16 protein-coding genes are annotated in these 21,120 nt (G+C 69.5%); 11 read left to right on the forward strand and 5 right to left on the reverse strand.

Features of this window, described 5'->3' with window-relative positions; genetic code table 11:
• The first annotated feature begins 49 nt into the window (after window positions 1-49).
• The 3 genes from JOY88_RS08645 to JOY88_RS08655 are packed head-to-tail and all read left to right on the forward strand — an operon-like array spanning window position 50 to window position 3,038.
• The gene (locus JOY88_RS08645) at window positions 50-916 is read left to right on the forward strand and encodes an ABC transporter ATP-binding protein (RefSeq protein ID WP_293501858.1); all 867 of its coding nucleotides are present in this window, start codon (window positions 50-52) and stop codon (window positions 914-916) included.
• Window positions 913-2,517, forward strand: a complete 1,605-nt coding sequence (locus JOY88_RS08650) for an ABC transporter permease (RefSeq protein WP_293501859.1) — start codon at window positions 913-915, stop codon at window positions 2,515-2,517. The genes JOY88_RS08645 and JOY88_RS08650 overlap by 4 nt, the downstream gene beginning before the upstream one ends.
• Window positions 2,514-3,038, forward strand: coding sequence for a hypothetical protein (locus JOY88_RS08655; RefSeq protein WP_293501860.1), 525 nt, complete (start codon window positions 2,514-2,516; stop codon window positions 3,036-3,038). Before JOY88_RS08650 ends, JOY88_RS08655 begins: the two co-directional genes overlap by 4 nt.
• A gap of 4 nt (window positions 3,039-3,042) precedes the next feature.
• Here the strand turns inward: JOY88_RS08655 and JOY88_RS08660 are convergent, their stop codons facing one another.
• The 4 genes from JOY88_RS08660 to JOY88_RS08675 all read right to left on the reverse strand — a co-directional run bounded on the left by JOY88_RS08660 (window position 3,043) and on the right by JOY88_RS08675 (window position 9,265).
• Window positions 3,043-5,649, reverse strand: coding sequence for a TonB-dependent receptor (locus tag JOY88_RS08660; protein WP_293501861.1), 2,607 nt, complete (start codon window positions 5,647-5,649; stop codon window positions 3,043-3,045).
• A 109-nt stretch (window positions 5,650-5,758) separates the two neighbouring features.
• Window positions 5,759-6,991 (reverse strand): MFS transporter, encoded by a 1,233-nt coding sequence (locus JOY88_RS08665; protein WP_293501862.1) that lies wholly within the window; start codon window positions 6,989-6,991, stop codon window positions 5,759-5,761.
• 8 nt (window positions 6,992-6,999) lie between these two features.
• Window positions 7,000-7,950: a carbohydrate kinase family protein gene (locus JOY88_RS08670; RefSeq protein ID WP_293501863.1), complete on the reverse strand. Its 951-nt coding sequence runs from the start codon at window positions 7,948-7,950 to the stop codon at window positions 7,000-7,002.
• A gap of 64 nt (window positions 7,951-8,014) precedes the next feature.
• The gene (locus JOY88_RS08675; RefSeq protein WP_293501864.1) at window positions 8,015-9,265 is read right to left on the reverse strand and encodes an ROK family transcriptional regulator; all 1,251 of its coding nucleotides are present in this window, start codon (window positions 9,263-9,265) and stop codon (window positions 8,015-8,017) included.
• A 242-nt stretch (window positions 9,266-9,507) separates the two neighbouring features.
• Here JOY88_RS08675 and JOY88_RS08680 point away from each other — a divergent pair, with 242 nt between their 5' ends.
• The 8 genes from JOY88_RS08680 (at window position 9,508) to JOY88_RS08715 (ending at window position 18,976) form a co-directional block, all read left to right on the forward strand.
• Window positions 9,508-10,632, forward strand: a complete 1,125-nt coding sequence (locus JOY88_RS08680) for a hypothetical protein (protein WP_293501865.1) — start codon at window positions 9,508-9,510, stop codon at window positions 10,630-10,632.
• Entirely contained in the window at window positions 10,629-12,452 is a 1,824-nt protein-coding gene (locus JOY88_RS08685; RefSeq protein WP_293501866.1) for a glycoside hydrolase family 9 protein, read from the forward strand. Before JOY88_RS08680 ends, JOY88_RS08685 begins: the two co-directional genes overlap by 4 nt.
• A gap of 57 nt (window positions 12,453-12,509) precedes the next feature.
• A complete protein-coding gene (sigJ, locus tag JOY88_RS08690) occupies window positions 12,510-13,460 on the forward strand; it encodes an RNA polymerase sigma factor SigJ (protein ID WP_293501867.1) in 951 nt (316 codons plus the stop codon).
• Between the two features lie 45 nt (window positions 13,461-13,505).
• Window positions 13,506-13,985, forward strand: coding sequence for a carboxymuconolactone decarboxylase family protein (locus tag JOY88_RS08695; protein ID WP_293501868.1), 480 nt, complete (start codon window positions 13,506-13,508; stop codon window positions 13,983-13,985).
• 35 nt (window positions 13,986-14,020) lie between these two features.
• The gene (locus JOY88_RS08700) at window positions 14,021-15,253 is read left to right on the forward strand and encodes a M28 family peptidase (protein ID WP_293501869.1); all 1,233 of its coding nucleotides are present in this window, start codon (window positions 14,021-14,023) and stop codon (window positions 15,251-15,253) included.
• 296 nt (window positions 15,254-15,549) lie between these two features.
• Window positions 15,550-17,379, forward strand: a complete 1,830-nt coding sequence (locus JOY88_RS08705; protein WP_293501870.1) for a thiamine pyrophosphate-binding protein — start codon at window positions 15,550-15,552, stop codon at window positions 17,377-17,379.
• Window positions 17,376-18,179: a citrate synthase family protein gene (locus tag JOY88_RS08710; protein ID WP_293501871.1), complete on the forward strand. Its 804-nt coding sequence runs from the start codon at window positions 17,376-17,378 to the stop codon at window positions 18,177-18,179. The genes JOY88_RS08705 and JOY88_RS08710 overlap by 4 nt, the downstream gene beginning before the upstream one ends.
• The gene (locus JOY88_RS08715) at window positions 18,176-18,976 is read left to right on the forward strand and encodes a citrate synthase family protein (RefSeq protein ID WP_293501872.1); all 801 of its coding nucleotides are present in this window, start codon (window positions 18,176-18,178) and stop codon (window positions 18,974-18,976) included. Before JOY88_RS08710 ends, JOY88_RS08715 begins: the two co-directional genes overlap by 4 nt.
• Here JOY88_RS08715 and JOY88_RS08720 read toward each other — a convergent pair.
• Window positions 18,973-21,084 (reverse strand): TonB-dependent receptor plug domain-containing protein, encoded by a 2,112-nt coding sequence (locus JOY88_RS08720; protein ID WP_293501873.1) that lies wholly within the window; start codon window positions 21,082-21,084, stop codon window positions 18,973-18,975. The genes JOY88_RS08715 and JOY88_RS08720 overlap by 4 nt on opposite strands.
• Window positions 21,085-21,120 lie beyond the last annotated feature (36 nt).

The following is a 21,120-nucleotide window of genomic DNA, read 5'->3' on the forward strand; positions in this document are numbered from 1 at the left end:
CCGTGGCCGCCTTCCTAACCTGCAGGCCATCCCAGCACAGGAGGCGGCCATGCTGCACATTCAAGACGTCGTCAAGACCTTCGGCCAGCACAACGCGGTGGATGGCGTATCGCTGCGGCTTGAGCCCGGCGTGGTCGGACTGATAGGCCACAACGGTGCGGGCAAGAGCACGCTGATGCAGATGCTGGCCACGCTGACGCGCCCCACCCGCGGTCGCATCCTGCTGGACGGGCAGGACATCGTCGCCAGGCCCGAGCTGATGCGCCAGCGCCTGGGCTATCTGCCGCAGGACTTCGGCGTCTATCCGCACCTCACCGCGTTCGAATTCCTGCAGTACTTCGCTGCCCTCAAGGGCGTGCGGGAGCGCCGGCGCCTGCACGAGGTGCTGGAACTGGTGAACCTGCACGAGCAGGCGCAGCGGCCGGCGGCTGGGTTCTCGGGCGGGATGCGCCAGCGCCTGGGCATCGCGCAGGCGCTGCTGGGCGATCCTGACGTGCTCATCGTCGACGAGCCCACCGCCGGCCTGGACCCCGAGGAGCGGCTGCGCCTGCGGCATCTGCTGGGCGACCTGGGGCGCCAGCGCCTCGTCATCGTGTCCACCCACATCGTCTCCGACGTCGAGAACATGGCGACCCGCCTGGCCATCCTGCGCCGGGGCCGCCTGGTGGCCTTCGAGACGCCGGACGCCTTGCTCGCGCGCGCCGCGGGCCAGGTCTGGACGGCGCTGCTTGCGCCCGCCGCCTACGAGGCTCTGCGTGATCAGGTGCAGGTGCTGCAGGCCCAGCCCCAGGGCGATCGGGTGCAGGTACGCATGGCCCATCCGTCGCGGCCCTGCGCCGGCGCCGAGCCGGCCCGCGCCAGCCTCGAGGAGGCGCTGATGGCGCAACGCTATGCCGACGCGCGGGTGGCGGCATGAATTCGACGCTCTGCCAGGCCCTGGTGCTGAACGAATGGCGGCTGCGCAGCCGGCGCGTCAGCAGCCTCGTCATCCTGCTGGCCGTCGTGGCGCTGAGCTGGCTGATGGTGCTGGACCCGCGCACCGGCCTGGCCATGATGGTCGTGGGCCGGCAGCGTCTCGCCTACGACAGCCAGGCGTTGGCCTTCGGTACCACCCTCATTGCTGCGCTGCTGTTCAGCCTGGCGGGCTTCTACCTTGCGCGCGGGCGCAGCCAGCAGGACTTGCGCTGCGGTACCGCCGCCGTGCTGGCCGCCACGCCCGTGACGAACGCGCAGCTCCTGGGCGCGCGCTGGCTGGGCGCCTTCGGCTTCCTGCTGTCGCTGGGCACGGTGGTGATGCTGACCATCTGGGTGCTGCAACTGGTGCGCGGCGAGGCGCCGCTGCAGCCCTTGCCCTATCTGCAGATGCTGCTGCTGGGCCTGGCGCCTGGCCTGATGCTGTGCGCCAGCCTGGCCGTTCTGGCTGATGCCTGGGCGCCGCTGATGGGCCGGCGCGGCGACCTGCTGTACTGGGGGTTGTGGATGCTGCAGTTCGCCTTCATCCCGGTGCTGCTGGGGCAGGGCGCCGTCGAGCTGAGTGGCTGGCAGGTTTTCGACGTCAATGGCGTGTCGCCGCTGCTCGTCGGCCTGAGCCAACTGCTTGACACGCGCCACGTCAGCGTCGGCGGCGGCCCCTTCGACGCCGCGCTGCCGGTGCTGCGGATGCCGGCCGGCCTGTGGAGCCGCGAGCTGGTGGCGCTGCGCCTGGGTTCCATGATGCTTGCCCTGCTGCCGCTGCTGCCCGCGGTGCTGCTGTTCCATCGCCATGCACCCGACCGCGTGAGGCCGCACGCGGCGGGCCGCCAGCGCGGCGCGGCGGCCCTGCGGTGGCTGCTGGGCCCGCTGCTGCGCCCCTGGAGCCGCGCGCTGGGCCAGCTGCTGGGGGCCGGTGCCCGGCTGCCCGGCGTGCCGGGCCGCTGGCTGGGCGACCTGGGCTTGCTGCTGCTCGGCCAGCCACTGGCGGCACTGGCGATGTTGGCCGGCGCGCTGGCCTGCGCCTTCGCGCCCGTGGCCGCGCTGCCGGGCCTGCTGGCGGCGACGCTGTGTGTCTGGGGCGTGGCGATTGCCGACATCGGCTCGCACGATCTGCAGAGCGGCACGCTGGCGCTGGCCTGCGCCGTGCCCGGCGGCGCGCGCGAGCGCGGCTGGCGCAAGGCCGTGGCGGCCTTGGGCCTGGGCCTGCTGCTGGCGCTGCCGGCGTTGCTGCGCCACGGCGTCGCCGCGCCGCCGGCCTGTGTGGCTGGCCTGCTCTTCCTCAGCACGGCAGCCACGCTGCTGGGCCGGCTGACCCAGGGGCCACGCAGCTTCCTGGCCTTGTTCCTGTTCGCGTTCTATCTGGGTCTGCAGAGGACCGGCGTGCCGGCACTGGACCTGCTGGGCCTGGCGGGTGACGCGAGCGTGGCCAGCGCGCTGGGCTATGCGGCGGCGGCGGTGGCGGGCTTGCTGGCCCTGCTGGTGCCGGACATGAGGCCATGGTCATGGCGCGGCGGCCCGAAACGGCGCAAGATGGGCGAACCATGACCTCAGGTCTCACAGGCTGCCTTGCCCGGACGCTAGGCCCGTGCGGCTTGCTGTGCGCGCTGGCCGGCGGCGCCGCGCAGGCCCAGGAGCTGCCGGACTCGCCGGGCTGCCATGCGGCGCTCAAGGCGCTGAACGACGCGGAGGACGCCCTCATGGACAGCGCGGACGCCGCCCCGCCCGATGCACGGCGCCAGAGCCTGATCGCTGCACGCCTGCGGCCGCTGCGCCTGCGCGTGGCCGATGCCTGCCTGGGCGGGCTCACCACCTCGCCACCACCGTCCCAGCACACCTGGGTTGCGCCAGCCTTGCCGGCCCGGTCCGCTGACGTGCTCCCGCGCGTGACGATGCCCGCCCCCGTGACCGTGCCGATGCCGCGCGTCGAGGCACCCGTCACGGTCACGCATTGCACGTCGGCCGCTTGCTTCAGCAGCGACGGCGCTACGCTGATCCGCGTCGGCCCGACGCTGGTCGGGCCGCGCGGGAGCTGCACGGTGCAGGGCGTCTTCGTGAACTGCCCGTGACGGTTCAGTAGTCGATGCCCACGCGGATGCCGTAGGTCCGCGGGTCGTTCCAGTAGCCACGCACGAAGCCGCCGCCGTCCTGGGCCGAGTTCTTGGTCATCTTGTTGGTCGCGTTCAGCACGTAGAGCTCGGCGCGCCAGTACTTCGGCGCCTGCAGCTTGAGGCTGGCATCGATCTTGGTGAAGGCCTTCTGCGCGTCGGAGATGTGGGCGTTGTCGAGGTTGCGCAGCGTGAAGTACATCTTGTCCTGCCACTTCAGGTTGACCCAGGGCGTCAGCTCCCAGCCGTCGCCGAGCATGAAGCTCTGCGCGAAGTTGATGCCGAAGCTGTACTTGGGCGACAGCGGCAGGTGGTTGCCGGTAATGTCGTAGATCTGGCGGCCGGCGAACTCGCGGATGGGACCGCTGTAGGGGGCAGGGCATTCCGGCGCACCCATCTCGGCGCGCACGCCGCAGTTCCAGTCGTCGCTGTACGACGGGTAGTTCTTCATCTTGCTGTTGATGTAGCTGAAGAACGCGCCCAGCCTCGCGCCGGCCCAGGGCTTGTAGTCGACCTCCAGCTCCAGGCCGGGGATGCTGACCACGCCGACGTTGATGGTCTGCCACTTGGTGACGATGTCGCAGGTGGGGTTGTCGTCGGGGCAGGGACCCTCGTGCTTGACCTTGGCGGCGAAGTAATCGCCTGTGACCTGCATGTCTTTGTAGCGGCTGAAGAAGAAGGTTGCCGCCAGGCTCAGCCGCTTGTTCAGCATCAGGCCCTTGTAGCCCAGCTCGAAGTTGGTGACGGTCTCGGGCTTGTAGGGGAAGAAGGTGTACTGCGGGCCGGCCGGGCCGTCCACGCATTCATGACCGCCGCAGCGGTCATCCTTGTCGCCGAAGCCGCCGGCCTTGTAGCCGCTGGACAGCGAGGTGTAGACCATGTCCAGCGGCGTGATCTGCTTCTGCAGGCCCAGGCGGTAGGTGAACTTCCTCCAGCTCTCCGCGTGGTCGTTGCCCGCCGGAGGGCCCCATTCGGCATAGGCGCCGGTGCCGGCGAAGGGCCCCATCTGCTCGGTCAGGTCGCGGCCGTTGTGGGCGCGGAAGCCCGGCTCGCCCGGCGTGCCGGGGTGGAAGAGGCCGTTGTAGTAGGCCGGCGTGGAGCCGTCCCAGCCGCCGAAGACCTGGCCGCCCCGGTCGGTCTTCTTGTCGCGGCTGAAGCGGCCGCCCAGCGTCGCCGTCCAGGTCGGTGCGAATTTCCAGTCGGCCTGGGCGAAGACGGCCTTGGCGTCGATCTGGCGGTCGGGCTGGTGATAGAACTGGCTGGTCGGGAAGCCGTAGGGCGCCGTGACGAGCTGTTCCTGCGCATAGTCGATGGCGTTCTTCTCGTGCATCCAGAACAGGCCGGTGACGAGTTGCAGGCTGTCGTTGTGGTGCTTGAACTGCAGCTCGTGCACGCTGGACTTGTAGGTCGAGCCCAGCGTGATGGAGGTCTCGTCGCGGACAGGCCAGGTGCCCCAGTCGCCGTCCGGGCCTATGGGCTGGGTGACCGTCACCTGGCGGGACAGCGGGTGGTAGCCGGCGTCGTCGTCGGACTGCTGGGAGCGCTTCTGGTTGGCCAGTGCAAAGCCGTATTCGATGCTGCTTCGCGGGCCGAGGTTCCAGACCAGGTTGGAGCGCAGCGTGGCGATGGACATGTCGGTCTTGCCGGGCACGTTGATCTTCACGTCCCATTTGCCGCCGGTGCAGGCCCAGTCGGTGCCGGCGGCCTGGTCGCAGTCCTTCAGCGCGATGTCGCCGGCGCTGTTGTTCTGGAACTTCTCGTAGGCGAGCAGCCATTCGACATCGTTCGTCAGCTTCAGCCGGCCGGCGATGCGCGCCGCCCACTCGTCACGGTTGTAGTAATAGCGGCTCTTGGACACCAGAGTGTTGCGGCGCTGGTCCACGTCGGGAATGCCGTCGGCATGGAAGCCATGCTCGGGCATGTCGACGTCGGTGAAGTCCTGCTGCTGGTTGATCCAGCCGTCGCGCTTGATCTTGCTGACCGTGGCCCGCAGCGCGAGCTTGTCGTTGATCGCGATGTTCTGGATGAGGTTGAGTTGCCGCTTGCGGTAGTTGCCGAAGTCGACCTCGGCATTGCCGTAGGTGGCGCCGAATTCGGGCTTGGCCGGGATGATGTTGACGCTGCCGCCGGTGGAGTTGCGGCCGAACAGCGTGCCCTGCGGGCCGCGCAGCACCTCCACCTGTTCCAGGTCGAACATCAGCGCCAGCGCGCCCTGCGGTCGCGGCGAATACAGGCCGCCCACGTGCAGGCCCACGGCGGGGTCACCGATCTCGGTGAAGTTGGTGGAGCCGACACCGCGGATGTTGATCTGTATGCCCGAGTCGGCGCCGGAAGAGATCTGCAGATTTGGCACGGTGCCCGACAGGCCGCGCATGTCGTGGATGCCCTCGCGGCTCAGGGCTTCCTGGGTGATGGCGGTGACGGCCACGGGCGTCTTCAGGAGGCTGGTACTGACACGGGTCGCGTTGACGACCACGGTGGGTAGCTCGTTCTTGGCGTTGTCCTTGTCACCGGCGGCTTCCTGGGCCAGTGCGGGACCGCAGGCCATCAAGGCGGCGGCCGCCGCGGTCATGGTTCGGTGGCATCCTGCTCGGTTCGATCTCTTCACGCTTGGCTCCTTGTTTGTAGTTTGGGCGGCCGCCGTCCTGGCATGGCCGCCATGACGGGGTTGAGTCGGGAAATCAGGCGCCCGGTCTGGGCTTGGTCGGGGACAGCAACTGCGCCAGCGATACCGTCTCGTTGCGCACGAGAGGCCTTGCCCAGCCGCTGACGCCGAGGATGTAGGCGAGGGTCAGGAAGACCGTGGACATGGCGGCGCGCAGGCCGAACTGGTCGCCCAGCACGCCCACGAGCAGCGGCATGACGGCGCCGCCGAGGATGCCTGTGCACAGTACCCCGGAGAGCGCGCCGTGATGGCGTGGCACGGAGTTCAGCCCCAGCGACGAGACGACCGAGAACATCACGGACAGGAAGAAGCCCGACGCCGGGAAGGCCCACAGTGAAACGCCGGCCGGCCCGAACAGTGCCAGCCCCGCGCAGGCCAGGGCCAGCGTCGTGAAGGCGGCCAGCACGACGCGCGAGTCCAGCAGCTTCAGCAGCAGCAGGCCCAGCAGGCAGCCCAGCGACATCAGGCCCCAGAAGCCGCCCACCGCGTCGGCGCCGTCGCCGGTGGCCGAGATGCCGTGGTAGGTGGCGAGGAACTGCGACATCCAGTTCGCCAGCGTCTGTTCGGTGCCGACATAGGCCATGACGCCGAGGAAGAACAGGCGCACGTCGCGGCGGGCCAGCAACTCCTTGTAGGCGGCCCAGCCGCCGCTGCGTTCTTCGTCCGTCAGTTCGACCTCGGGCAGCGGCAGGGTCTGGTTGGCGACGACCAGCGCGATGAAGCCCGCCGCGAACACCCAGTAAAAGGGCACCCAGGCCAGGCCTTGCGCGGCGGCCCCGGGCCGCTCCATCAGCAGCTTGAAGGCCAGCGGGCTGAGGAAGGACGCCAGGCCGAAGATGAGCTGGCCCATCACCGAGAAGAAGGCGAAATGCGCCTCGCCGCCTGCCGTGCGCATCAGCGGGATGATGACGACCTGCAGCAGCGCCATGCCCAGGCCGATGACGAACAGGCCGCCGATGGCTGTGGCATAGCCGGGCCACAGCGCGATAGCGAGCGAGCCGCTGAAGTTCAGCGCGAAGGCGACCAGGATGGTCAGCCGCGAGCCCCTGGCCTCGACCAGCATGCCGCCGGGGATGGATACCAGGCCGTAGGCCAGGAAGAAGGAGAAGGGCAGGAAGCCCGCCATCGCCAGGCTGAGCTTGAAGTCCTGGATGATGATGGGCATCAGCGGCCCGATCAGGTTGGTGACGAACGAGATCACGAACCAGATCACCAGGATGTAGCCGACGATGAGGGCGCGGTGCTTCATGTTGGGCTTCAGGCGGCGACGCAGTCGGCGAACTCGCCGGCGCGTATGGTCTTGCGCGGGAAGCGCGACAGGATGGCGCGGGCCGTGCGGCAGCCGGCGGCCAGGCCCTGGTCCAGCGTGCCGCCGCGCAGGCGGGCACTGAGGTAGCCGGCATTGAAGGCGTCGCCCGCGCCGATGGTGTCGAAGATGTTGGCCGGCTCGGCGCCATGCTCGGTGCGCCGGCCGGCCTCGAAGCCGATGGCGCCGCGGGCGCCGACTTTGACGACGAGGCTGGCGCCGGGCTTGAGCTCGCCGGCGATGAGCGCCAGCGCCGCGTCCAGGTCCTCGGTGCCCGCAATGCTGCGCGCCTCCAGCTCGTTGATGAGCAGGTGGTCGCAGTGCTGCAGCCAGCCGCGCACCTCAGCGAGGGTGTCCGCATCCCAGCCCTCGGGTGGCCAGCCGGTGTCCAGCGCCACCCGGTAGCCGCGCGCCGAAGCCTCGGCGAGCAGGTCTTCATAGCGGGCGCGCAGGCCGGTCAGCAGGAAGGGGGCGGTGAAGAGGGCGATGGCCGGCACCTCGGCGGGCTGCAGATGCTTCAGCACATGCTGGGCCGACAGCTGCTGCAGGTGGCCGTGGGTGGTGAAGAAGTTGCGGTCGCCGCAGGCATGCATCAGGCCGACGGAGATGGTCGTCTCGACGTCGCAGACCTCGAGGTGGGTGCGCAGGCCCGTGAACTGCTCGGCCAGCCAGCGGCCGAAGTGGTCGTGGCCGACGGCGGAGATGAGCTGGGTGCGCTGGCCGATGTGGCGGCTTGCCAGCGCGGCGTTGGCGCCGGAGCCGCCGGCCCGCAGTTCGCTGCGGGGCATCAGCAGCTCGGTGCCGATGGTGGGCCAGCCGTCCAGGGAGCCGAGTACGAGGTCGGCGCCGACGTCGCCGACGATGCTGAGCTGGGGGCTGAAAAGTGCGCGATCCGTGTCCATGGGCGGCGACTATAGGAGCCCATCGGACGGTGTGTCAATAAATAAATCCAGTGGATTGAAATATTTATCCGGCCCGCTTTGGCGGTGGCCGGTGGCCCAGCAGTTCGGCCACGTCGGCGTCGCCGCGGCGGTCCTGCTGTAGCACTTCCAGACGTGGCGACAGCATCTCGTAGATGGGCAGCACGGCGGCGCCGAGGAGGGAGCTGTCGTCCTGGCGGTCGGACAGCACGATGCGGGTCTCGGGCGCCGCCATCCCGCCGCGCACCGAGCGGTGCCAGGGCAGGGCCAGGCTCACCAGGTGCTCGACGAGGATCTTGGGCGCCGAGCCGCCGATGACGATAGAGCGCGGGTCCAGCATGTTCTCGATCATGCAGACGGCATCGCGCAGGCGGTCGGCGGCCTGGCGGCACCAGCGGTGCAGCGCCGTGTCGCCGGGCTGCTGCAGGCGCTGTGCGAGGTCGACGGTCCAGACCTCGTGGTCGCTCACACCGATGGCCTCGGCCAGCGAATGCATGGACAGGTAGCGCTCAAGGCAGCCGCGGTTGCCGCAGTAGCAGGGCGTGCCGCCCGGCATGACCGGCACATGGCCGATCTCGGTCGCGTTGCCGTCGGCGCCCGGGTATGCCGAGCGGCCGATGACCAGGGCGCCGCCCAGGCCCAGGCCCAGGTGGAGGTAGAAGAAGTCGTCCAGGTGCCTGGCGACGCCGAACAGCGTCTCGCCCAGGGCGCCCGCAACGCTGTCGACGCGGTAGAAGAGGGGCAGGCCGGTGGCTTCGTGGAGTTCGTCGAGGACGGACAGGTCGTGCCAGCCCTCCAGGGCCGTCGGACCGACGAAGCTGATCTCGGTATGGCCGAGCGGGCCGGGCAGGGCCACGCCTATGCCCCACAGCCGCTCGTTCGACTCGCGCCGCAGCCGGGCCACCAACTGCAGCATGGCGGCCAGCATCTGCTGGCGATCGCCGGTGTCCATCTCCACCTCGCAGCGGTGGCGGATCTCGCCGACGAGGTTGACGAGCGCGGCCGACGCGCGACCGGGCTCCAGGCTGATGCCGATGGCGTTGCCGGCCTGGGGATTGAGCTCGAAGGCGATGGGCGGCTGGCCCCGGGATTTGTCGACCTTCTGGCGCCTTGACACGATGAGGCCGATGGACTCCAGGTCGTTGGTGATGTTGGCCACCGTCTGCGGGCTCAGCGACACCATGTCGGCGATGTCCTTGCGCGAGGCGGCGCCCTGCTGGCGGATGAAGTCCAGCACCACGCGGCGGTTGTAGGGGGCGCTGGACTGTTGGGTGGCTCCTCGGCCGGTGGTTCTCATGCGTGCGGATGGCGCCCTGGATGGCGCCATGATGATAGTGGGCAGGCTGCTGCCGGGTCGGTGGCCGCGCGTGGACGGCCGATGCCGGCATTGTGTCCGAGCCGCATGTCAGGGCTTTGAAATAAATATATATAGCCACTGGATTTAAGTATTGACGACGCCGGGTGAGCCCTCCTACAGTCGCGCCGCTCGTGGGCACGACCCTCCCGTGGCGCCAGCCACTGACTTCTGTCGAGGCGAACATGCAATCTCCCCGTCTTTCCCGGATCGGCTCCTGCACGCTGCTGGCGTTGCTGGGCGCTTCATCGATGGCCCTGGCGGACGGCAGTGCCCGCCACGCGGAGAAGGCCACGGCCTTCGTGCGCGACGGCTGGCTGTACACGAACACAGAGACCGCCAGTGGCCAGGCCCTGGTGACGGCTGTCCAGCCGGCGGTCGCCAGCGGTGTCATCCCGGTGGGCGATGCGCGCGTCTACGGCAAGGTCTTCGACAAGAACCGCAAGCTGACGGTGGCGCAGTGGCAGGCGGTGCTCAGCATGGACGCCTACCCCGAGAACGGCACCACCAACTATCAGGACGTCGGGCCCTGGCGCTACTGCGAGGTGGACTACGAGGCCAGTGTCGGCATCTCCGACTACCGCGGCAACACCTTCGGGCCGGTCGGCGTGACGACGGTCGGCGACTTCCCCGCCTACTTCAAGAACGCCTTCGCGCCCTATGTACTGGGCAAGATCGGCGCGACCAACGCGGACATGAAGAACTGGGGCGTGCAGGTCACCGGCGTGTCGGCCGGCAATTTCAAGGCCGACGACACGGCGCTGGACCCCTATCCGAATCTGAGCCGTGGCAACGCGACCAAGCGCGCGGCCCTGACCAAGATCTGCAAGGCTCTGCAGTCGACCTTCGACACCCAGCAGGACCAGTATGTGATGAGCCACTACGCGCACATCAACAACGACAAGCTGCTGCCGGTGCTCGACGCGCTCAAGGGCCTGGGCTTCACGGCTTTCGACAAATACAACCTCGTCGGGCTGGCCTTCCAGGTCCAGGTCAACACCGGCTCGATCGCCAGCGTCTCGTCGTTCGGCGCGGTCCGGTCGGCAGGCAACTGCGGCAGCCTGAGCGCGGAGACCTGCCTGGCCACCTATCTGACAGACCAGTACATCCGCTGGCTCAAGTCCGCGAGCCTGGGCGACGATGCGGGCAACTGTTGGCGCGCCAGCATGGCCCTGGACATCTACAAGAAGAATCCGGCCATGGACAGCGTCGGCGTGGTCAATCAGGTCATCAACAGCAGCTACCCGAACAACAGCGGCAAATGCCCGACGTCGGGGATCAAGTGGTCCAGGAACATGGCATGGCAATGAAGCGACATCCCATCAACAGGCGGCAGGCCGTCGGCCTGGGCGCGGCGCTGCTCTCGAGCGCCCTGCAGGCCCAGGCGCCCACGCCGGTGACGACGGTCTCGGTGCAGCTGCCGACGCAGCCGCTGCTGGTGCAGATGAACCAGGTGGCGTTGGAGCGTGCCGGCCCCAAGCGCGCCATCGTCGAGTACACGGGCCCGGCCCAGGCCGGGCGCTACCGCGTGCTGGCCGGCGGCCGGGTCGTCGCGCAGGGCGAGCTCAGCGCCTTGCCGGAGTTCTCTGCCTGGGGAGGCGGCAGGCGCTACTTCGAGGTGGACTTCTCCGCCTTGCAGCAGGCGGGCGTCTACCGCGTCGAGGCCACGCTGGGCGGCGCCCGCGTGCTGTCCGCGCCGGTGCGCGTGCAGGACCAGGCGCTGTTCACCACGATCGCCGACAAGACGCTGGACTACTTCCGCCGCAGCCGTCACACCGGTGCCGGCGACAAGCGCATCCGCGTCTTCGAGACCGATCGCTTCGTCAACGTCTGGGGCGGCTGGAAAGACGCCGGCGGCGACGCCGGCAAATACCTGTCCCACCTCGGCTATGCCAACTTCTTCAACCCGCAGCAGACCTCGATGGCGGCCTGGGTGCTGGCCTATACGGCGCAGACCTCCGGCGATCTCTACCGGCGCGCCGGTCTGCTCGGACGGGTCCAGGACGAGGCCTTCTGGGGTGCGGACTATCTGCACCGCATCCTCGACGCCGACGGCTATTTCTACACGACGGTGTTCGACAAATGGGGCGACGAGAAGGCCGAGCGCATGGTCGTCGGCTACGAGGGCGAGGAGGGCACCTACACCCGGCTCTACCGCTCGGCCTACCGCGCCGGCGCCGGCATGGCCATAGCATCGCTGGCCCGGGCCTCAATGCTGGCGAAGCAGTCGGGCCGGCAGGGCGAGTTCGGCGGCGCCACCTATCTGGCCGACGCGGTGCGTGCCTTCGAGCACCTGGAGCAGGTCAATGCGCAGTACACCGCCGACGGCGTCGAGAACATCATCGACGACTACACGGCGCTGATGGCCGCCGTCGAGCTGTTCCACGCCAGCGGCGAGCCGCGTTTTCTCGAGGCCTCGCGGCTGCGCGCCGGCCGCCTGATGGGCCGGCAGGGAGCCGACGGCGGCTTCATCAGCGATGGCGGCAAGCGCCCCTACTACCATGCCGTCGAGGCTGGCCTGCCGGCGCTGAGCCTGGCCCATTACCTCGCTGTCGAGCCTCAGCAGGAGCGCCGCGACCGCGTGGCCACCGTGCTCGCCGCGGCCCTGAAGCATGAGCTGGACATCACCGGGCGCGTAGCCAACCCGTATGGCTATGCGCGCCAGGCCTTCCAGCTCGCCGGCAAGGACGGCCGCGCCGAGGGCGAGGTGATGGAGGGCTTCTTCATCCCGCACCGCAATGAGACCGGCTACTGGTGGCAGGGCGAGAGCGCCCGCTTGGCTTCTCTGAGCGCGGCCATGGTCGTCGCCAGCCGCCAGCTGGGTGCGGCCATGCCGGTCGGCTGGGCCGGCTATGCACAGAGCCAGCTCGACTGGACCCTGGGCCGCAACCCCTATGGCATCTCCATGCTCTACGGCTTCGGCAAGCGCAACCCCCCGGCCGTGCCGTCCAGCGCTGGCGACATGTTCGCCGGCGGCATCTCCAACGGCATCACCGGCGCGGCGGACAGCGACACCGGCGCCGGGATCGCTTTCGGGCCGGGGCCGGACGACGCCCAATGGCGCTGGGTGGAGCAGTGGCTGCCGCATTCGTCCTGGATGCTGCTGGCGGCGGTGGTGACGGCGCGCTGATGTCACAAACGCGCGAGCCGTTGCGTCTGGCTGAGGATGCCACCCGAAACTCCCGCCATGACCGACGACCTCTCGCCCGCGGCCCGCGCCCGCCGCTTCGACTCGGACCATGCCCGCCGGCTGCGGGCGCTGGCCTACCGCATGCTCGGCTCGCGCGCCGAGGCCGAGGACATCGTGCAGGAGGCCTGGCTGCGCTGGGCCGAGGTGGACGAGGTCACGGTCGGGCAGGCGGGCGCCTTCCTTTCGCGGCTGGTGACCCACCTCTGCCTGGACCGACTGCGCTCCGCCGCCGCGCGGCGCGAGCAGTACGTGGGCGTCTGGCTGCCAGAGCCGCTGCTCGAGGACGAGTCGCTGTTTGGCTGGGCGCCCGATCCCGAGCAGCAGGCCGAGTTTGCGCAGGACCTGTCCATCGCCTTCCTGCTGGCGCTGGAGCGGCTGTCGCCGCTGGAGCGCGCGGCCTTCCTGCTGCATGACGTCTTCGACCTGGATTACGGCGAGATCGCCCGCCACCTGGACCGCGGCGAAGCCGCCTGCCGCCAGCTCGTCAGCCGTGCGCGCAAGAACGTCAAGGCCGACTACGCGCGGCGCGAGGTGGCGCGGGAGGAGGGCGAGCGTCTCGCCGAGGCCTTCATGCAGGCAGTGCGCAGCCGGGACGTGACGGGCTTGGCGCGCCTGCTGGCCGCGGACGCCGTCATGCTGGCCGACGGCGGCGGCAAGGTCAGCGCCGTGCCGCGCCCCTTGCAGGGCGGCGCGCTGATCGCGCGGACTTTCATCGGCTTTGCGCAACTGCCCACCAGCCGCGGCTGGCGCCTGCTGCCGGCCACGGTCAACGGCCTGCCGGGCCTGCTGGTCGTCGACGCCGCCGCTGGCGGCCGCCTGGTGCAGACCATTGCGCTGGCGCCAGGCAGGCAGCCGGGTCAGGTCGCTGCCGTCTACATCCAGCGCAATCCCGACAAGCTGGCCGCGCTCGAGGGCCGTGTCACAACCGGTGCGGCCGATTCGTCTTGAGGGTGAGGCCGGCGTTTCCGCCGGCCCGCAACTCCAAGGATCGCCATGAGCACCCACCCCTCCCGCCTCGACTACTCCCGCCAGTCGCCCGAGCTCTTCAAGAAGTACCTCGACTTCGGCATGGCCTTCAAGATGGACGAGGCCCTCGCGCTGCTGGTGGACATCCGCGCCTCGCAGCTCAACGGCTGCGCCTTCTGCCTGGACATGCACGTCAAGCAGGCCCGGATCCATGGCGAGCGCGAGTTGCGCCTGCACCATGTGGCCATCTGGCGCGAGTCCCCGCTGTTCACGCCTCGCGAGCGCGCGGCCCTGGCCTGGACCGAGGCACTGACGCGCGTCGCGCCCGAGGGCGTGTCCGACGCGCTCTACGCCGAGGCGCGCGAGCAGTTCTCCGAGGAGGATCTGTCCACGCTGACCTGGCGCGTCGCCGCGATCAATGGCTGGAATCGCATGAACGTGGCCTTTCGCAATCCGCCTGGTTCCAAGGACAAGATGTTCGGCCTCGACAAGGCGGGGCTGACCTGAGGCGGTGGGCGGGGTGGCTGGCCTATGCTGGTGCCATGAGACCCACCATCTTCTCCCTGCTGCTTGCCGCCCTCTTCGCCGCGCCGGTTGCTGCCCAGGACGCCGACCCCGTCGCCACCCTCGTCGACCACCTGGAGCTCGAGAGGTACAAGGCCACCATCAAGGGTCTGACGCAGTTCGGCGACCGACGCCAGGGCACGGCGCGCAACCGCGCGGCGCTGGACTGGATCGAGGCGCAGCTGAAGAGCTACGGCTGCAGTAACACCGAGCGCCTGCGCTATGACTTCACCGAGCCGGCCAAGCGCGGCCCGGTGCAGTTGCAGCCGCGGCGCGCCGGCGGCCCTGCGGCCCAGGGCGGCGGCACGCTGTTCGGCCGGCGTGCGCCCACGGGCGTCAACACCGACCCCATGGCCCAGCCCGACGAGAGGCTGCGCGCACTGAACGCGGAGCCCACGCCGCTGGGCACGTCGCCGCGCGAGAGCCTCTACTGCACCAAGGTCGGCGCCACCCGGCCCGACGAGATGTACATCGTCTCCGCCCACATGGACGGCATAGGCTTCGGCGAGGCGGCCAACGACGATGGCTCGGGCACGGCCCTGGTCATGGAGTTGGCGCGCATCTTCAGTGGCCCCGGCGTGACGACCGAGCGCTCCATCCGCTTCATCCTCTGGAACAACGAGGAGACCGGCCTGAACGGCGCCTATGCCTACGTGGCCCAGCGCCAGGACCTGCAGGGCATCGAATCGCCCAAGGGCTCGGGCCGCTACCCCGAGCCCAGATGGCTGGGCATGATCCAGCATGACATGCTGCTGTTCGACCATGGCATGCCCGTGCCCAAGCTGGACGAGGCCGGCAGGCCCGTGCTGGATGCTCGCGGCCAGCCGGTCTATACGGCGCCCAAGGAGCAGCGCGCCGAGGCCGACGTCAACATCGAGTTCCAGGCCAATGCCAAGCAGGCCGATGGCGCGGCCAAGCTGGCCTGGGCCCTGCGCGCCGCCAATGAGAAGTACGCGACCGACTACCCGGCCGCGGTGGGCAATCGCATGACCAACACCGACTCGACGCCCTTCATGGACCTCGTGCCGGCCATCTCCGTGCGCGAAAACGAGCGCGGCATGCAGATCGGCGCCGGCTGGAACCCGCACTGGCACCAACCCACCGACCTGTACTCGAGCTATTCGGACAAGGATTTCCTGCTGGGCCTCAACGCCGCGCAGACGACGCTGGCGGCTGTCGCGCAACTTGCGGGTGCGCGCATAAAACCTTGAGTTCGTGACGTATTTCCGCCCGCATCTGCGGGGATGCATTTCTGTTTCAACTAGATACAGTTATGTCCATCGCGTAGTTGCCAACGGCATTTCTGCGCGGACATAGATGTCGCCGAACAGGTCAAGTTCGAAGCGCACGCAGGAGGAGCATGGCTGGTGGATCTCAATCCGTCGGCCAATAGAGGGCCCATCACCGTCGGTGGGCTCATTCAGTTTCCCTGCCGTGCGGACATCCGGTGCCGGGCGCTTCAACAGCGCCACGCCTCGTCCGTTGCGGCGCCTCGCCTGTTCGCAACGTGGATTCCAAGACTGCCCTCGCTCTCGCCCTTGCCCCGGACCTGACGCCTGAACCGGCCCGTGATGCCGCCGACCTGCTGGTCGAAGCGCTCGCCGCGCTCGGCGTCGAATATGTCTTCGGCGTGCCCGGCGGCGCCATCGAGCCGCTGTACAACGCGCTGGCACGCAGCGCCCGGCGGGGCGGCCCACAGGCCGTCGTGGCTCGCAACGAGCAGGGCGCGGCCTACATGGCCGATGGCTATGCCCGCGAGACGGGGCGCCTGGGCGTCTGCATCGCGACCTCGGGGCCTGGCGCAACCAACCTGATCACCGGCGTGGCCTGCGCCTACGACAACAACGTGCCCATGCTGGTCATCACCGGTCAGCCGCCGATCAAGAACTTCGGCAAGGGCGCGCTGCAGGAGTCCAGCTGCACGGGCATCAACACGATGGCGATGTTCCGCCCCTGCACGCGCTACAACTCGCTGGTCTCGCATGCCGAGCAACTGCCCACCAAGCTTTTCAACGCGCTGATGCAGGCCCAGCGCGCGCCCAGCGGCCCCAGCCACCTGTCCATCCCGGTGGACATCCTGCGCCAGCCGCTGCCCGACGACCTGGAGATGCCCGACTTCGGCGGCCTGCTGCGCCGCGCGCCGGCCCTCGTCGACCTGCCGGCCGCGCGCGAGCTCGCGCGTCTGCTGTTCTCGGCCCGCCAGCCGGTCTGGCTGATCGGCGACGGCTGCGGCGACGCCGTCAGCGAGCTGATGCAGCTGGTGCAGCGCACCGACGGCCACTTCATCACGACGCCTGACGGCAAGGGCCTCGTCAACCCGCGCCACCCGCGCTATCGGGGCGTGTTCGGTTTCGGCGGCCATGGCAGTGCGGCGGCCCTGCTGCGCGACGAACCCGACCTCGTCATCGCGCTGGGCACGGGCTTCGGCGAGTTCAACAGCGGCGGCTGGTCCACGGCGCTGCTGAACAGCCGCCTCGTCCATGTGGACGACAGCGACGAGAACCTGATGCGTTCGCCGATGGCGCGGCTGCATGTGCGCGGCCACATCAAGTCGGTCTGCGAGCAGCTGATCGCGCTGTTGGCTCCCGCGCGCCAAGTGCAGGATGCGCAGTTGCTGCCCTTCCTGCACCCGCAGGTAGCCCGCCAGGCCTACGAGGCCATGGTCGACCACCCCCAGGCCTTGCGCGACAACGGCGCGCCGGTGAAGCCGCAGTGCTTGATGGCGACGCTGGGCGAGCGCTGCCCGCCGCAGACGCGTTTCGTCGCCGACGCCGGCAACAGTGCCGCCTGGGCCGTTCACTACCTAGCGCCGCAGGACCGGCGCCGAGCGCCCGCCGGCGACCGGCCGGCGGCCGGCCAGGACAGGCGCCAGCGCAACGCCAACTGGCTGCGCGTGACGATGGATTTCGCCCCCATGGGCTGGGCCATAGGCTCTGCCGTGGGCATCGCGATGGCGGACAGCCGCTGCCCGGTCGTCTGCCTGACGGGCGACGGCAGTTACCTGATGAACGGCCAGGAGATCACCGTGGCCGCCGAGCTGGGTCTGCCGGTGCTCTATGTCGTGCTGAACGACGGCGCGCTGGGCATGGTCAAGCATGGCCAGCGCCTGGCCGGCGCCGAGCCCATCGGCTTCCAGCTGCCAAAGGTCGACTTCGCCGCGATGGCAGCGGCCATGGGCATCCCCGGCCATGTCGTGCGTTCGGCGCAGGACCTGGAGGCGCTTGACTTCCCGGCCTTGCTGTCGCGCCGCGGGCCGACGCTGCTGGACGTGCGCATCGATGGCGAGGAGGTACCGCCGATGAACCTGCGCATGAAGACGCTGGGGACGGCGCGATGACGGTGCCCCGCGAGCGCGTGCGAACGCGCATCTGGCGGGAGGAGGCCGAGCCCGACAACGCCTTCGCCACGCGCAGCGCGCTCTGCCATGGCTACGACGTCTACGGCGAGATGCTGGGCCGGGCGCGCTGGGTGGAAATGCTGTTCCTGCTGTTCCGCGGCGAGGCGCCAGCGCCGGCAGGGGCTGCGCTGCTGGACGACCTTGCGCTCGCGCTTGCCAATCCGGGGCCGCGCGACCCATCCGTGCATGCGGCCATGTGCGCCGGTACCGGCGGCTCGACGGCCGCCGCCAGCCTGATGGCCGCACTTGCCGTAGGGGCCGGTCGACAGGGCGGCGCGCGCGAAGTCTTCCACGCGATGCAGCTCTGGCAGCGCTGCGGGACGGATCTGGCGCTATGGGTCCTGGCCTTGCAGGAGCGCGGCGAGGCCGTCGCCGGTATCTGGCCGGACGGCGACCATCCGGCGGGCTTCGACGCCCATGCGCAGCGCATGGCGGCGCTGGCGCTGCAGACACTGGTCCACCTGGCCGCCAGTCCCGCGAGCCGGCGACTGGCCTGGCTGGCTGGCCAGCGGCCCGCGCTGGAGGCCGCTGCCATGGCGCCGCTGGCCATGACGGGTGTCGCCGCCGCCGCGCTGGCCGACCTCGGCTTCACACCGGAGCAGGGTGAGATGCTCTACCTGCTGCTGCGCCTGCCCGGCGCCGCCGCGCATGCGCTGGAGCAGCGCGCGCTGGGGCCTAAGCAGTTCCCGTTCTTCGAGTTGGACCTGCTGAACGATCCGTTGGCCGAGGTGGCCACATGAACGGCCCGCAACGTTTGCGCGATGGCGCCGACTGCCTCGCCACTCGCGCCGGCAAGGCCTTCGTCGGCACGCGGGCGGTGTTCCTGGGCCATAACCTGCACGAAGACCTGCGGCATGCGGACTGGGTCGAGCTCTACCTTCTGTCCATCACGGGCCGCCGCTTCGGCGCGCGCGAGCTGCGCCTGCTGCACGCGATGTGGGTCTGCACCAGCTACCCGGACGCGCGGCTGTGGAACAACCGCGTCGCGGCGCTTGCCGGCAGCACGCGCAGCACGCCGGGGCTCGGCATGTCGGCGGCGTTGGGCATGTCCGAGGCGGTGGTCTATGGTGGCCATCCCTGCGTGCGCGCCATTGACTTCCTCAGCGGTGCGCAGCGCCGCGTGACGGCCGGCGAGGCACTGGTGGACATCGTGGCGCAGGAGTTGGCGCAGCGGCGCATCTACGGCTACGGCCGCCCCATCCACGCGACCGACGAGCGCCTGCCCTGGCTGCTGGACATCGCGCGCGAGCAGGGGTTGGATGGCGGCCCGCACCTCGCACTGGCTCATGAGGTAGAGCGCCTGCTGGTGGCGCGCGACGCACGGCTGAAGATGAACTACGCGGCCCTGACGGCCGGGCTGGCGGCGGACCTCGGACTGTCGGTCACCGAGTTCCACCACTTCCAGTTGCCCATGCTGCTGGCGGGCATGACGCCCTGCTACATCGAGGCCGCGGGGCGCCCGGCCGGCACCTTGTTCCCACTGTCCTGCGAGCACATCGCATACGAGGGCGCAGCCAAGCGGCGCTGGGGCGTCTAGAACTTGTAGCTGGCCTGGGCCGCCAGCGAGCGCCCGGCCATGGGCAGGTCGCCCGCGATGTTGGTGCTTGGCAGGCTGGGCTCGCGCGCGTCTGCATCGAAGGCGTTCAGCAGCGTGACGGACAGCTCCCAGCCCGTGCGCGCGAGCAGCGTCCTGAGTGTCAGATCCAGCGTCGTGTAGTCGGGCGTGGGCGGCCGGGTGTCGCCGAAGGCGCGCAGGCGCGAGCGCACGTGGTTGATTCGCCCGCTGAACTGCGAGGCGTTCGCGAACGCCCAGTCCAGCCGCGCGTTGAGGTGGTGGCGGGGCGCGTAGCCGGCATCGGTATGGTGCAGCTCGTCGATGGAGCGCTGGTAGGCGTAACTGCCGGCGAGACGCAGATTGCGCCGCGCGTCCCAGACCCATTCGACCTCGCCACCCTGGCCGCGCTGCGAGCCGGCATTGCGGAACGTGGCGCCGGGCGCGGGTGCTGGGTTGGACGTGGTCTTGATAATGTCTCCCATCGCGTAGCGGAAGACGTTGACGTTGAGCTGCAGTTCCCGCGAGGCATGCCATTGCAGGGCCGCCTCGACAGTGCGCATGGTCTCGGGCTGGATGGCCGCGTTGCCGCTGGCCACCGGGTTGACGCCGTACTGCTCGTTGAACGATGGTGCGCGGAAGGCGCTGCCGTAGAGCAGCTTGACGGTGAGGTCCAGGCTCGCGTCCCACACAAGCGCGACACGCGGGTTGGTCGTACGGCCAAAGTCGGAGTAGCGGTCCTGGCGTACGCCCGCAGTCAGCGTCCAGTCGCGCGCGAAGCTCCACTCGTCCTGCACATAGGCGTAGTGCACGCGGCGGCGGTGCGGGGCGAGGAAGGAGTCCGCCACTGGCGCCTCGATCAGTTGGCCGCCAGGTAGAGGGACCGGCAGGCCCGTGAGGGGGCCGGAGGTGATGACGTCGAAGTTCTTGAACTCGCGCGTGCGGTAGAGGTCGAGATCGTCGCGGCCCAGGCCCACGCGCCACTGGTGCCCGGCCCAGCCGCTGTAGGTGACGGCGGTGGACAGGCGAAACTGCCGCTCCCAAGTGCTGGGTGAGCCCAGCACGCCGTTCGGGAACGTGCCGCCGAAGGCCCCGCGCGGGAACAACTGGACCGGCACGGACAGCTTCTGCGTGTAATGCAGCCAACTGCCGCTCATGCTCAGCCGCCAGCCCGGCGCCAGGTCGACGTCACCGACGCCCGTGTCCACTTCCACGCGCTGCGAACCCATGCGGCCCACGGGATCGAGGGCGCCGGCGATGCCCGCGCCTGTGCCCATGTCGCTACGCCTCTTCAGGCCGGCATGCAGCCGCCATTTGTCCAAGCCCAGTTCTAACCCGCCGTCGACGGCGTGGTAGCCGGTGTTGACTGGCCCTGGCGCCAGGCTGGCATGGGTGCCGAACAATGCATCCATGGCGGTCTGTGCGTCCGAGCCGATGGACTCCCGGAAGCCGTCGCTGCGGCCCGTGCGCAGGAAGGCTGCCATCGCCAGCGGCCCCAGCCTGCCGCCGTGCTGGAGCCACGTGTCTACGCTGCCAAAGGAGCCGGCGCGCAGGCCCAGTTCTGTGTCGGGGAGGTCCTGCGGCCCCTTGGTGATGATGTTGATGACGCCCGCGTAGGCGTCGGCCCCGTAGAGCGCCGAGCCTGGCCCGCGGATGACCTCGATGCGCGCGATGTTCTGCACCGGCAGCCCACCCCAGATGAGGCCACGGTTGCCGACGTACAGCGTCGTCATCGGCACGCCGTTCTGCAGCATCAGTACCTGGGGGTTGAAGTCGCTTGCGACGCCGCGGATCTGGTAGAGCGGCGAGTAGGCACCGCTGCTGCGGCTCACGTGCAGACCGGGCACCGTCTCCAGCACTTCGTCCAGGTCGGCCGCGCCCATGGCCGCTATGTCCTGCGCCGTGATGACCGTGGCTACGGCCGGCGCGCGGCGCAGCGCCTGCGGTGCGCCTGTGGCGATGGAGACGGTCGTCTTGTCGCCATAGACCTGGGCCAGCTCTTCCTCTTCGGTCGGTGGCAGCGCGAAGGCTGCCGGCTGCATCGTTGCCCAGCAGGCGCCTCCCAGAATCGCCAGGCCGAGGATAGATCTCATGTGCTGCGTCCCCGAGGTGGAGAGTGATGGGCGTGT

It is taken from the genome of Roseateles sp. (assembly GCF_019237615.1).
Lineage (GTDB): Bacteria > Pseudomonadota > Gammaproteobacteria > Burkholderiales > Burkholderiaceae_C > Pelomonas.